Consider the following 13,369-nt stretch of genomic DNA (forward strand, 5'->3'; position numbering starts at 1 on the left):
AAGTTGACAGTTTTTATTTTAATCCTGAAATTAATTAGCACGGGTTGCCAAAACGGCTCCTTCTCCTTTGCAAAAGGATGTAAGATGAAGATATTCATTTGTTCCGATCCACTCTTTCTTAGGCAAACTATTTGATAAATGCGGCTTTCAAAAATCATTTCATGTCACAGAGCAATGATAATTCAACAGAGCAAAACGTCAGTGAAGGACAAGCCGCCTCAGTACTTGTTTTAGATGAATCTTTTTACATTCCTCAACTTGACCGTTACCGCAGAGTGTGGATATATCTCCCCGAAGGTTATACTACTTCCAAAATCAGGTATCCTGTTTTTTACATGCACGATGGACAAAATCTATTCGATAACGATACTGCTTTAGCAGAGGAATGGTATCTCGATGAAATATTAACTGTAATGAATGCTCAATGCATCATCGTTGGAATCGATAATGGTGAGGAAAAGCGCTTAACAGAATATAATGTGAGGGACCATACCGAGCACGGTGATGGTGAAGGAAAAAATACCTGGACTTCATCGTGCAAACGTTGAAACCTTTCATTGATGAAAAGTACCGTACCCTGCCTGACAGGGAGCACACTTTTATTGCCGGCAGTTCCATGGGTGGACTCATCACTTTTATGGTGCGATGTATTTTCCGGAAACTTTTGGTGGCGCTGGTATCTTCTCCCCTGCTTTCTGGCTTTGTGCCTGATCTGTTGGATGAGATGAAACTGGTGGCAGGTCAGCATCCGGAGTATCCGCAACATTTATATTTTTATGGTGCAAAACAGGAAGACGAAAAAAATGTTGGAGCTCATCCGGCAAATCACAGAGCTCCTTGCACAATATCCCCACTACAAAATCTATCTGGATCTACACGAAGAAGGAGAGCACAATGAAGTTTATTGGGGTGCCCGCTTTGGAGAATATTACCTGTGGAGCCAGGTAAATGCAGAAATTCGGATAATCTTCACTATCATTAAAAGTTCTCACTTCTCTTTGCTTGGTCCTTTCCTTTGGTGAATCCTCTTAGTAGAAGCGCAGAATAATTCTACGAATGAAGATGCAATTTATTTATCACCGGGAATTACATTTTCAAACACCAAATATTTACCCTTCATCCCATTTTTTGATGACGCGACAGTTGCACAGGAATTGCTTCGAATTGATCGAGTGTGCCTGCATCTGAAGGTTGATCTTCCAAAGGACATACATTTCTTAACTGAAAATGTGGAACTAATATTTATTAGAAATATCGCTTACATTACATCTCTTCCTTATCTGAAGAACACTACATTTTTTCATCACCAAAACCCAAACCCCAATGAGAAAAAGTATCTTTTAATGTTGTTACTTATTCCCGCAATAGGAATATGTCAAACAAAAACGGTTCTTACTTCCAACCGTTTATTCGCGAGGAATGACAAAGTCCAGGAATTCGAAGCAGCGCTTGCAAACCATGCCCAAAATATCACACCGGCGATGTAACCTGGCGGGTATGGAGCATTCAATCCGGGCCTGATGCTGGTGGATATATGGTAACGGAAGGTCCCAGTAGCTGGGCTATTTTGGATGCCCGTGGCGACATAAGTGCAGAACACACTGCGGATTGGGAAAAAATGTTCTCCACTTACTACAGGCCAGGGGGACAAAGCGGTTATTATGATTTCAAAGCTGATTTAAGTACAGTACAGCTTACTGATTATTCTGATAAAATTGTTATCAATCACATGACAGCAAATCCGGGGAGGATCGTTAATGTTGAAGACCTTATTAAGAGACAAAAAAGGTATGGGAAGCGGGTAAAGAATCTGTAGCTGTTTATTCCGCATCCTTTTCAGGAGGCCGGTTATATTACAGTAACCCGTTTAACAGGTGGTTTAAAGGAATTAGCCAGCGATTATCGGAAACCGTTTGCAGACAGGTACAATGAAGCATATGGTGCCGGTGCATTTGCTACCTGGTTGAATGATTATGCCGTTGCAGTGCAAAGCCGCTGGTCTGAATTACTGATTTACCAACCAAAGTTGAGTTCAAAATAATTTAAGCAGATTCGTTATTTAACTGATCAACATACCTCGCTAAAAAATCAGTAAGTGACATAACAATGGAAAAGCCGTCTCTATGTTTAGACGGCTTTTTTAAAGCGTTCTGAAAAATTCTACTTACCTCCCACTCGCTCTCATTCAATGGATGACTTCTGGCGATGCATTCCATCTGATGCATTGGAAGCAACTAGGCGCATCGGATGGATGCGCACGCCCTGTTGGATACATATTACCAGCTAAAATCAATAATAACTAATGCACTGCGCTATTGCGTTATCTATTGCTGTTGATTTTAATCGACCGCCAATTATTGCGACAAAGTTGAATCCGGAGGCACAACGTTCTTTTAAATAAAATTCATGTGCACCAAAATCGTTTCAAACTAACTTCTGAAAACACGTATAAATACATTCTGACATCTTTCATCATAAATATTAGCTTTGTAATACAACCACAGCTTTACGTATTCAGATATCCTGTCTTTTCTTATTATCAGTAATCCTGAACACGAAAGAAAGCACTGGTATTTATAAACTTTTTCCATCGACAAAAAAATGAGCCTCGAATCCAAACTCAGTGATATCGTTAAGATGTCAAATGCAGACAAACAACTTGATGAACTTTCCAGTCTCATAGACAATGAAACGGAAGATTTTGAAGTGCTTGATGATAGCTTCATACATGCTGAAGTAAGTATTGCATCCGGTGCGGTATTCGCAAACCAGAATTCAAGCTCAGCGCCGCTATCAAATTGAATAACCCATGTTGCACCTGGCACTTCGTTCATGATGTGCGTATTATTTCACCTCAATCACTCACCGGCACGGTGAACGTAGTAAAATGGGCGGAGCAAAAAATCAGAAAATACGTGCCATCGGTTCTTGTCATTCTTTTTCAACGGTAGCGCAGACTGATGATTGTTACGTAAGCATGAAAGAATGCACCGGATATGACACTGAAAATTTTAAAGGGAGATATTGATCAGCATCCTTTGATCCTTCTGAAGAGTTCGATTGATAAAGATCAATATGTAAATATTCCCGCAGGCCTGAAAATCGAATCTGTTAATCACATCCTTCAGTTCGGTACTGCAAGCGTGAAAGGAAACCGTCGCTTATTCAACATGGGCGGCGGTGATGTGCAGGCTTTTGCAGGCGCTTTCTCAACAGGCACTCATGGGTCAGGTGGAATTTACAGCACCTATCACGATACCGTCAGGTCGCTCGTACTCGTTGCTTCCGGAGGACGGGTTTTCAGAATTGAACCAACCAATGGAATTACGGATGTGGCCTTGCATAAAGAATATTTTCAGCAACATCCCACTGCAGAACCTATTCAATTGATTCAGGATGACGACGTCTTTTTTATTCCGCAGTGGTGAGCATGGGTTGTTTTGGGATTATTTACTCGTGCATTATTGAAGTGATGCCTTTTACTTTGCTTCATGAGGATGCTTCATATAAAAAGGAGGATGGCTTACCGAAATAAAGAACCGCATTAAACAGGGTATGCTGCCATCAAACATGGAAGAAGAGAAATTTATTTACATTCAGTTGAACCCATATAAGATAAAGTCAGGCAAGACGCTTTCCATCATGTTGAAAGAAACCATTACAACCAAAGATGCAGCATCAGGTAAAAAAGATACCCGCAGAAAACTATGGCCACAGGTTTTTGCCAACTCGAAGCTGTCAGTGAAATTTATACGCAACATTTCAAACAATAGTAATCTGCCAAGGTTGCAGTTGATTGAAGCCGCGTTAAAAAATCAAAATGATAACAAACAACATGGCGGTGGATTTACCGATGCCTGCTATAAAGTATGGAATTCGGATCGGGGAAATTAAAAACAATCGGCAGCGGAATTGAATTTGCATTTCGTGTGCAACAGATTCCCGAGGTTATAGATACGATCACCAGCATCCTCCAACATGAAGGACCGAAAGGACGAGGGTTCTTCCTGAATTCACCCATTGCACTGCGTTTTGTAAGACCATCGAAAGTATATCTCGCACCTAACTATGCAACACATCTCGGACAACCCGTAAAGGAATGGTGTTACATCGAAATTTGCGGGTGAACAGTCTGATGCAGACGATGATAAACGCGAGCTCGAACTTTTCGAATATTTGCAGACCATGCTGAAAATAATGAAGGACGCCCGCATTGGGGATTAAATTTCAAGTTTGGATTTGATGAAAGCATGCTGAGTGAATTTTATCCCAAATTCGATGAATGGCTGAAAACCTATATCATGCTTAATTCGTCAGGTGTATTCGACAATGAGTTTACACGCACTACCAACCTGAGAGAAGCAGCTAAGAGAAAATTTCCGGTTATGCCCTTATTACCTGTTGTGATTTAATAGGCTGATACCAATAAAAAACGATTGATGATTATCATCTTACCATAAATACTATGAGCGTTTTTTTCAGTAGCGTTTGCTTGTTCCGCCCCTTCGGCTGCGCTCGGGGTGCGCTTGGCAAAGCGAACCGAATTAATTGATTTCAAAACAGATTTTTAGAGTTGTTTTTTTTTAACAGAAAATCTCCAACCATGAAATTACCTCTCCTTATTTTATTTTTCTCTATCCTGGTTGGCCGGGTTACTGCACAATCAGATTCGATCACTGTCGCAAAACCAATTGTGATTGAAGACATCACCAAAGCCATGAGCAAAGGCACGCAACCCGGTTTCAGGATTGACATTCCGCAGGTTAAAAAGAAAGGTACTGTGGATGCGCTTGCCAAGGCTATGAAGTCTGAAAACAAAGCCCTCCTGCAACAGGTGAATAATGAATACATCGTTCGTGGAACAACCATACAGAACATTTCGCCCAGGCCGCTTAATGTTTATGGTATTGTGAATGAGTATGAAGATCATGTTGAGTTACTCTTTTTCTATGAACAAGACAGTACCTTCCTCTCGAAAGAAAAAAATGAAACGGAATATCTTTCAGCAAGAAAATACACCCGGGATTTTGCAGTGAAAGCTTACAGGGTGCCGTTCAGGAACGGATTGACCTTGAGAATACCAAGCTGAAAACTCTTCAATCACAATTAGACGACTTAAACACTGAGCAGGATAAGCTGAAAAAAATATTGATGCGGAAAATCAGAATATTGAGAGAACCAGGCAAAGATTGCTACCAGTGAACAAGATCAGGAACGCGTGGGGAAACTCATTCAGGATCAAAAAGTGAAGGTAGACCAGGCAAAGTCGAGCAAGAACGCGCAGCTCGAGAAGGATGAGCAAAAAAAACTTAATGGATTTGAAAGTGACCTGTCCAAATTTGCCAAACAGGAAGACGGTTATCACAATGACATTACCGCCAGCGAAGAAAACATCCGCGATTATAAAAGGAAGTCTTCGGATAATGACGGAGCAACGCAGGTGAAGCAGGAAGATGTTACAAAGCAAAAAGACATAATTAATAAGCTTCAGAAAAAACTGGAAAGCATTCAGTAAGGAGTTTACATCCGTTGGATCGGATTTGTAATCCGGTGCTATTCATTCCAATTGGATTTATTAATCAATCAAAATCTTCTGATCGATCACGTCATTATATGCAAAAAACCCTGATGAGCAAACTCATCAGGGTTTCAAAAGTTGCGACTACTTAAAGCCCTCTCCTATTAACATTTGCCTACTCACTACTCACTACTCATTACTCCTTCACCAGTTTCTTCACAACAGACTGCTCAGCAGTAGAAATTTTAATAAAGTAAACTCCTGCTGCAAGATTGGAAACATCGATCGTGTTCTCATTTTGCATCAGTACTATCCTGTCGCCGGTTAAGTTGGTCAGTTCCACTTCAAAATCTGTTGTTGTTGCAAGCAAAATATTCACGCGGTCAGTTGCAGGATTGGGAAATACAGCAAACGTAACATCTGTTTGCATTTCTCCATCCAGTTTGCAATTCACTGTGACTGCTGTATTATCAGAAAGCTTCGAGCATCCATTGGCATTACTAACTTCAACTTTATAGTTGCTTTGTTCAGTGGCTGTATAGGAAGATTCCGTAGCTCCGGAAATAAAGTCGCTTCCTTTCTTCCATTTGTAAGTATAGCCGGATCCTGTGTTCGCCTGCAACACTACACTTTCCCCTATACAAAAAGTTGTTGGTCCCTGTGGTGTGATAATGGCTTCCGGTTTTTTATACACGGTAACCTTAACAGGATCTGAAGTTTTAACACAGCCCGTCAAAGTATTGGTGATTCTCACTTTATAGTTTCCCTTTACACTTGCGAGGTAGGTAATGTTTGTTTCTCCATCAATAAGCACCTCTTTATCAAACCACTGGTATGCCCGGTTGTTACCATCGGAAGCGGTGAGCAATATTTCATCCCCATTGCAGAATGCAACGGGACCTTCCGGTGTAACTGTTGCAGTGGGCAATGGATTTACTTCCAACACCACTTCATTAGAAAATGCTGATCCTCCTGATGGACAGGTAGCTTTCAATACATAATAAAAAGTTCCCTTCTTTGTTTTGGCCGTAGTGTAGGTAGTGGTTGTTGCACCGCTGCCATCAATTACATCTGCATAGGGACCTCCCTCAGTTTCCGCAACCATCCACTGATACGTAACAAATGGATTTTCTGAAACACCTGTTGCTGACATAACAAAGGTTTTACCTGCACAAATCGTTGCTGCTGCAGGTGAAGCAATTCCGCCATTGGCAACACAACTTGCAAAATCATCGAATCCGATATCATGCGGAGCCGTTCTTGCCTGGCAATCAATGTCGGTAGTAAAATATTCTGGAGGCGTAGTTCCTGTTCCATCCAATGATACTGATAAGGAAGTACCATGCAGATCTGTAACGTTGTTTACAAAATAAGGATTGGCAACCTGTGAGTTGGCATCAGTTCCCGGGTTTAAAGTCATGGCTGCCTGCCATGCTGCGAGCGTTTTATAATTGGATGTTATTGCTTTGAATAAATATCCATTTGATGTATCTGCTATATAAAAATTATTATTGTCTGACAAGGATGAAGCGCTTCCATATTGACTGGCTGCGTTAGTATAGAAACAAGCATGATATGCAACACCTGTTTGTGCGGGAGTAAAATTTGCAAAAACATTATTCTTTATTAGTGAAGTTTTACTAACACTGTTCATTGCAATACATATCGAACTGGCATTAGGCGATGTGCTTCCGTTTAAACTTACGCTGTTGTTATATAATTCCGTTGTTATTGTACCCGTATTGGATTCAATAAAAAATTCCAACTATGGCAGAGATTGTAGTAGGAGCTCCCGTATAAGCTGCTAAAAGATTACTGATACTATTATTAAAAATTTTAAAACTCATGGTTTGGTTCGGCCAATTGATTCTGATACCCGCAATCCAATGGTTCGAAAAAAGCCCTGTAGAAGCGCTTCGTCTGATTGTACGGATAATGTTGTTGCTTATCTCATTACTACCATAAGAATTTGTAACAAAAATACCGCTTGTACTATACCAGCTTGTGGCTGTTATATTTTGAATGATACAATTGCGGATGATAAAATTATTCTGCCCGCCAATAAATATTCCCTCAGGGTCACTACTAATAATATCATCCGGCACATTCGGGTCTCCTATGTAATTAAAGTTGTTGCAGGAAGAGGTTATAATTTGATTGCCTACATCAGCCGGACCGGTGGCATTGTTAGGAGCATTTAAGCTAATACCATAGTTGCAATCTTTAATACTAATATCACGATAGGTATTGTAAGAGTTTGAACCCGCAGCCCCTCCGGGTGATGTGGTGCTGAACGATGAAATACCATATGAGCCACCCTGGTTGCGGTCAAGGTCAACTGATATTTTATCAAACATATTATGCTGCGCTCCCTGGGTGCCAAATAATTCAAAAACAGCTAAACCTATCTCCACTTGTTGGGGTGAAGTACCGTGAGTGATGAGATTAAGATTGCTGATGGTGGTATAAGAGGCACACACTCCAAGAAGGGGTACTGCGGTATGCCCTAAGGCTGTAGTGTTTACACCTGTTCCGTAACCTGCCCCTGACGCTGCAATGCTACTGCCTCTGTATGCAAGTGTTGCCGCTGCACCGGTTTTTGAAATGGTAAGTAAATTAGTGGCACTTCCATTAGGTGTGGCAACAAATATCGGGAATATGTTACTGCCATTTGCAGCAGTAGTATCATACTGTGCATCGGTAAGGTCTAATGTAACTGCACCTGTGATTCCGCGATGATTCACATCGGCAACAGCTTGCGTTAAGCTATTGTATGTTTGACCAACACCAACGCTGTATGTTCCAGCAGCAATTGTGGTTGGTGTGCCTGGTGTAAAACGAAAGTTATACGATGGCCAATCACCCAATGGACTTAACATACGGTTATTTACGATAGAAGAACCGGTAACGGCATCAATAAAATTGTTAGAGCCTCCTGCACCCCACTCAAGACCTATCATAGCTCCACCGCTGGTGGTTTGTCCTCCGATAACATTTAATGTTCCATATCGGAATTCAATAACATTGGTGGTTTCATACAGTATCACCTGGCAGTTCATTCTCACATTACTACCTGTTGTGCCAGTATATGTTGGATAGTTGGAATATTGAATGGTAAACGTTCTGCTCCCGGGCGCGCCTTGTGTCTGGTATAAAATATCTGATGACGCATCATCAATCAAATTATTAAACCACGGAGCAAGACTTTGATTTGGGCCGGTGGTTGTTACCATATTCACATTTCCTGCTGTAGTAGCAGGTGCAACAGCATCAAACCAAACGACACCGTTGGTGCTTAATCCAAGCGTTGTGTAGGTAATACCGTTATAAACAAAATCAAAACCGATAGGAATACCGGTTTCATTTACATTATCACCTGTTGCTATGGAGGAGGTTGCTCCGCCGCCAATCGTAATGGCTGTGTAGGTATCGTTGAACGTTGTTCTTGTAAAAAGTGGCTGAGCGCTCAATTGGAGGCTCAGAAATGCGAATGCCGCCAGGGTAAATGCTGCGATCAGGAGTAGCTGCTGTTTCATGTGGTGTGGGGTTTTTAAGTGGTTCAGGTAAATCAGATGGTCAGATAAGAGAATTTTGATACAAACATGCACTCAGTGGGGAATCTCTCCTATCACCAATTATGGTGAAATTGCTCAGTAATGGAAAACCGCTTAGTTTACGCTGTGGGTCACTTCAATAACCCTTCGATATCGTTTTCGACACCGCACCTGCAACAGAGTTTACATGCAGCTTCCTGTATATCCTGCTGACATGTGAGTGTACCGTTTCAAAACTGACGAAGAGCTCATTAGCAATCATCTTGTAGGATTTTCCTTTTACCAAAAGATTCAGCACCACTTTTTCGCGGGAGCTCAGGCTATTGAATTCATCGTGCTCGGCTTTCGACGGACGAAGTTTTGAAAACTGGTCAAGCACTTTTCGCGCGATAACAGGCGTCATCGGCGCGCCTCCTGAATAGACTTCATTTATATATTGAAGAAGTGATTCCATGTTGGCATTCTTCAGCACATAACCATTGGCACCTGCACAAATGGAGTCGAAAACTTTTTCATCATCCTCAAAGCCGGTAAGCATCAGCACAGGCAGATCGGGAAACTTTGTTCGAAGCAATTTGACGGCATCTATTCCATTCATAAAAGGCATATCAATATCCATCAGCACCACATCAGGCCTTGTTACTTCGATCTCTTTAATGAGGTGATTGCAGGATTCAAAACCTGCAGTGAATTCCAGATGGAGCGTAGTAGATAAAAGCACTTCCACGGAATCACGCACATCTTTGTGATCATCAAAGATGATGATTCGTAAAATCTTATTCTCTGAAATTGACATTGTACAAAAGTGAATATTGACGTAATGACTATCAATCACCATTTATGGTGAAATCTTCAATTCAATCTGAATACTGGTTCCTTTTCCAGGCGCTGAATCTATTCGTAATTTTCCACCAATCTCGTCAGAACGCGTTTGCATATTTTTAATGCCGTTGCCATTATACAATCTTCCTTCCTCTAATATGGAATTATCAAGAGTTGCCTGGTCTTTATTATCATGAAGTTTAAAACCTCTTCCATTATCCATGATGGTCATCGCTAATTTGTTTCCGTCCTTCTTAATGATGATTATTACCTCTGTGCAATCTGCATATTTTATAATGTTGTGAAGCGCTTCTTTATAAATATAGAAGAGGTTTTTTCGCTTGGTCATTTCCAGTTTAGCTTCACCGATGCTTTGGTCATATTCAATGTTAAACTGAATTCCTGCTGCGCCTAATAGTGTCGCAGCATAGCTTTCCATCCTGATCACTAAATTCTTCAGCGTATCATTTGTTGCTTTCACCGCCCAAACCGCATCACTGGTTTTATCAACTATTTCACGCGAAGAGATTTTTATTTTGTCAAGAATGGTCATTGTCTCTTCAGGTTTTTCCTGCATCAGCTTTACGCTGGCCACCTGGCTGAATAAACTGATGCTGCCCAATGTGGAACCGATATCATCATGCAGATCACGCGCAATCTTATTTCTGACCTCCTGGATTTTTAAAATCTGCCTGATCCTGTAACGATACAATGCATACACGCCAGCTATTACTGACAATATCACTATCAAATAAAACCAAACGGTGTTATAAAACGGCGGCGTTATTAAAATTGGAATTAAATATACTTCACTCTCTGCACCATCACTGTTGATGGCTTTAAACTTAAGCTCATAATTTCCCGGAGGTAAATTGGTGTAGGTGATAAATGGATTGTTCTCATTGTTTCTCCATTCATGGTCAATGCCTGTTAATTGATAGATGTAAGTGACCTGGTCATTATTTGAAAAACAATTCGAGGAAAGATAGAACCGGAGAAAGTTCCTGTCATATCGCAGCACCAGTTTGTTTAATAAAAGAGAATCAACCGCTTCATCCATCACCCATAACCTGGTGAGCTGTACGCGGGGCTTTTCTTCATCTCTTTGAATCTGGTGCGGATTGAATGAAAGAAAACCTCCTTCAAAACCTGCAGAAAGTGTTGAATCATTGTCGTTGAAAAAATGTCCAGCAATGCCTTGTGGTATACCTTGTTTCGAATCGAATAGCTTATACGCTTCTTTCGTTACGTCGTAGCTCAGCAGACCTTTGGAAGTAATGATCCAAAGATGATTATCATCCTGCTTTGCCAAACCCTGCAGTGATTTATATTCACCTTTTACGAAAGAAAACGGAGCAGTATCATTTTCCGGATAAAACCTGATCAGCCCTGAAACCTCTGAGGTCAGCCAAAAGCTCCCGTCGTTATTCTCCGCAAGATCATAGACATCATTCACATACATTACTTCATTCACCTTCCTGTTTTTCCACTCGCGTTCAAAAAGCAGGAGATCATGCGTGATGGTATCCGCGAAAGGAATCAGGCCAGGATCAAATTCCGGAGGCAGTATAAACTGGGTGATTCCCTGTGATGCGCCACAAATCCATATTCGGTTTTTTGAATCCATAAATACTTTGCGGAAAAGGTTTTCAATGATCACCGTGTCGCCGCGACCTTGCAGAAGCCTGAATAAATTCTTACGTTCCAGGTCAGCCAGCACAGCAGTATGGCCATAGGTTAACCCACACATTAAATTCCTTTCACCAATCCGGAGGTCTGTGATGGAGTTGATGCGTGAAGAGTAAATCGAATAGAAACCCTTGTCATCAATTTTGGGATTAGACGGGATCATCTTCAATTCGACCGAAGAGGTGTCGAGAATAAAAATCGTTTTATTCGTTCCGATGAAAATGTTACCATCAATGCTTAAGTGAATGCTGGTAAGTTGTAACCTTTCCTGCCTGTAGTCAAAAGATTTAAAGTGGTATCGCTTTTCTGCTTTGTTGCGGTAAAACAAACCACATGCAGACGCGATGTATTCAGTTCCGGCTTTTGTAATAACACGATCGAATACCCTGCAACTGATTTTTTCATCAGGAACGGGAAGCAGTGTTACCTCGAACTGATTCTGAAGCGGATCGTAAACATACAAGCCCTGATCCGTTCCAACCCACATCCGGTTAAAGTCATCACGGTAAATGCAGTAAATTCTCGAGGTGACTATTTCAGGAGCATGTTGATCAGTGAGGAATGTTTTCTTTTTTAAATCGAAGAAATGAAGCCCTGACGCCTTGGTGCCGCACCACAGGACTTTGTTGGCATCTTCCGCAATGCTGATGATTTCATCACTCGAAAAGTTCAGCTTTTCGGTCCCGTCAAAAATATAGCTCGCTACCAGTTCCGCATTCTCATCGAATTGATGAAGGCCATTGTCCCAGGCACCACACCAGATATACCCGTCGCTTGCCACCAATGCTGCATTAATTGTTAAAGCACCTGTAATCGGTAAATCCCTTGGCTTCGGTACAGGAAGGTCACCTAACTTTTTTAATGATTGGGTTAAGAGGGCAATAAATACTGTTGAGTCCTTTATTAGAACGTCATACGCACTTCTTAATCCGGGAAGGTTTTCAAATTCTAAAAGGCCATTTGTTTCCAGTGGCAGGAGACGTTTTGTTTCCAGGCTAAAAAGTTGCAGGCCTCCATTGTTCAGCCCAAGCCAAAGTGCATTTCTCCCGGAATCAAAACGAATGACGTTAATACTATTTGTGAAAAGCCCTGAGCTACTTCTATTGTACGTCTTGAATTTTTGTATTCTGAAATCATAAGAGCAAAATCCTGAGGTAGAAGTACCGATCCATAGTAAGGAGTCATCATCATAAGCAATGCAGGTTATGTTGTTGCTGCAAAGCGAGGTGGAATCATTCACACGATTCCGGAAGACATAAAAATCGCGGCCATCATAACGGTTGAGTCCATCTTTCGTACCGAACCACATGAATCCCTGCTTGTCGCGCAGCATGCAGGTGATACGGTTATCGGAAAGGCCATCTTGCGAGGTAAGGTGCTTTAACGCAATAACTTTTTCCTGCGCCATTCCGGGTTGGAAGGAGAGCAGTAAAAATGAAAGCAGTAAAATCAGGAGAGGCATGAAAAAATGGAATACAGGTGCAACACAATATACTTAAAGAAAAATATGTGTGAGGTGGAGATGCCAGGCATGGCGGATTTGCAATCCATCAATATTCGCCATGTACAATTGCCCCACTCAAAACCTTGACGCGGAGTCAATCGTCGACGGCATAAAAATTTCATTGATCTTGTTTTAGAATTCCAATCAAGCGGAGATTTGAATAAAATAATCCACGCTTGCGCTAAATGGCGATTGTGCAATCCTAATTTCAATCTCAATTTATTCTGCAGGAGACGTGCACCATGAACTACGGTAAGTACTTCAACATTTTCGTTTAAAGGT

The 13,369-nt window shown here is 41.3% G+C and carries 13 protein-coding genes; 9 read left to right on the plus strand and 4 right to left on the minus strand.

What is annotated here, in order from left to right; all coding sequences use genetic code 11:
• Nucleotides 1-161 precede the first annotated feature (161 nt).
• The 9 genes from IPO83_18675 to IPO83_18715 all read left to right on the plus strand — a co-directional run bounded on the left by IPO83_18675 (nt 162) and on the right by IPO83_18715 (nt 5,515).
• The gene (locus tag IPO83_18675) at nt 162-548 is read left to right on the plus strand and encodes a hypothetical protein (GenBank protein MBK9733281.1); all 387 of its coding nucleotides are present in this window, start codon (nt 162-164) and stop codon (nt 546-548) included.
• Nucleotides 536-898, plus strand: a complete 363-nt coding sequence (locus IPO83_18680; protein ID MBK9733282.1) for a hypothetical protein — start codon at nt 536-538, stop codon at nt 896-898. Before IPO83_18675 ends, IPO83_18680 begins: the two co-directional genes overlap by 13 nt.
• Before the next feature lie 1,703 nt (nt 899-2,601).
• Complete coding sequence (locus tag IPO83_18685) at nt 2,602-2,802, plus strand: hypothetical protein (GenBank protein ID MBK9733283.1); 201 nt, start codon at nt 2,602-2,604, stop codon at nt 2,800-2,802.
• A gap of 194 nt (nt 2,803-2,996) precedes the next feature.
• Nucleotides 2,997-3,428, plus strand: coding sequence for a hypothetical protein (locus IPO83_18690; protein ID MBK9733284.1), 432 nt, complete (start codon nt 2,997-2,999; stop codon nt 3,426-3,428).
• A 127-nt stretch (nt 3,429-3,555) separates the two neighbouring features.
• The gene (locus IPO83_18695) at nt 3,556-3,894 is read left to right on the plus strand and encodes a hypothetical protein (GenBank protein MBK9733285.1); all 339 of its coding nucleotides are present in this window, start codon (nt 3,556-3,558) and stop codon (nt 3,892-3,894) included.
• On the plus strand, nt 3,870-4,127 hold the full coding sequence (locus IPO83_18700; protein ID MBK9733286.1) for a hypothetical protein: 258 nt from the start codon (nt 3,870-3,872) through the stop codon (nt 4,125-4,127). The genes IPO83_18695 and IPO83_18700 overlap by 25 nt, the downstream gene beginning before the upstream one ends.
• A gap of 45 nt (nt 4,128-4,172) precedes the next feature.
• On the plus strand, nt 4,173-4,412 hold the full coding sequence (locus tag IPO83_18705; protein MBK9733287.1) for a hypothetical protein: 240 nt from the start codon (nt 4,173-4,175) through the stop codon (nt 4,410-4,412).
• A 191-nt stretch (nt 4,413-4,603) separates the two neighbouring features.
• Nucleotides 4,604-5,089, plus strand: coding sequence for a hypothetical protein (locus tag IPO83_18710; protein MBK9733288.1), 486 nt, complete (start codon nt 4,604-4,606; stop codon nt 5,087-5,089).
• A gap of 129 nt (nt 5,090-5,218) precedes the next feature.
• Nucleotides 5,219-5,515, plus strand: coding sequence for a hypothetical protein (locus tag IPO83_18715; GenBank protein MBK9733289.1), 297 nt, complete (start codon nt 5,219-5,221; stop codon nt 5,513-5,515).
• Nucleotides 5,516-5,714: 199 nt separating this feature from the next.
• Here the strand turns inward: IPO83_18715 and IPO83_18720 are convergent, their stop codons facing one another.
• The 4 genes from IPO83_18720 to IPO83_18735 all read right to left on the minus strand — a co-directional run bounded on the left by IPO83_18720 (nt 5,715) and on the right by IPO83_18735 (nt 13,045).
• Complete coding sequence (locus tag IPO83_18720) at nt 5,715-7,283, minus strand: T9SS type A sorting domain-containing protein (protein ID MBK9733290.1); 1,569 nt, start codon at nt 7,281-7,283, stop codon at nt 5,715-5,717.
• On the minus strand, nt 7,267-9,054 hold the full coding sequence (locus IPO83_18725) for a hypothetical protein (GenBank protein ID MBK9733291.1): 1,788 nt from the start codon (nt 9,052-9,054) through the stop codon (nt 7,267-7,269). Before IPO83_18725 ends, IPO83_18720 begins: the two co-directional genes overlap by 17 nt.
• 154 nt (nt 9,055-9,208) lie before the next feature.
• Nucleotides 9,209-9,868: a response regulator transcription factor gene (locus tag IPO83_18730; GenBank protein ID MBK9733292.1), complete on the minus strand. Its 660-nt coding sequence runs from the start codon at nt 9,866-9,868 to the stop codon at nt 9,209-9,211.
• 42 nt (nt 9,869-9,910) lie between these two features.
• A complete protein-coding gene (locus tag IPO83_18735) occupies nt 9,911-13,045 on the minus strand; it encodes a hypothetical protein (protein ID MBK9733293.1) in 3,135 nt (1,044 codons plus the stop codon).
• Nucleotides 13,046-13,369 lie beyond the last annotated feature (324 nt).

This window comes from Chitinophagaceae bacterium (assembly GCA_016717285.1).
Taxonomy (GTDB): Bacteria; Bacteroidota; Bacteroidia; order Chitinophagales; family UBA10324; genus JACCZZ01.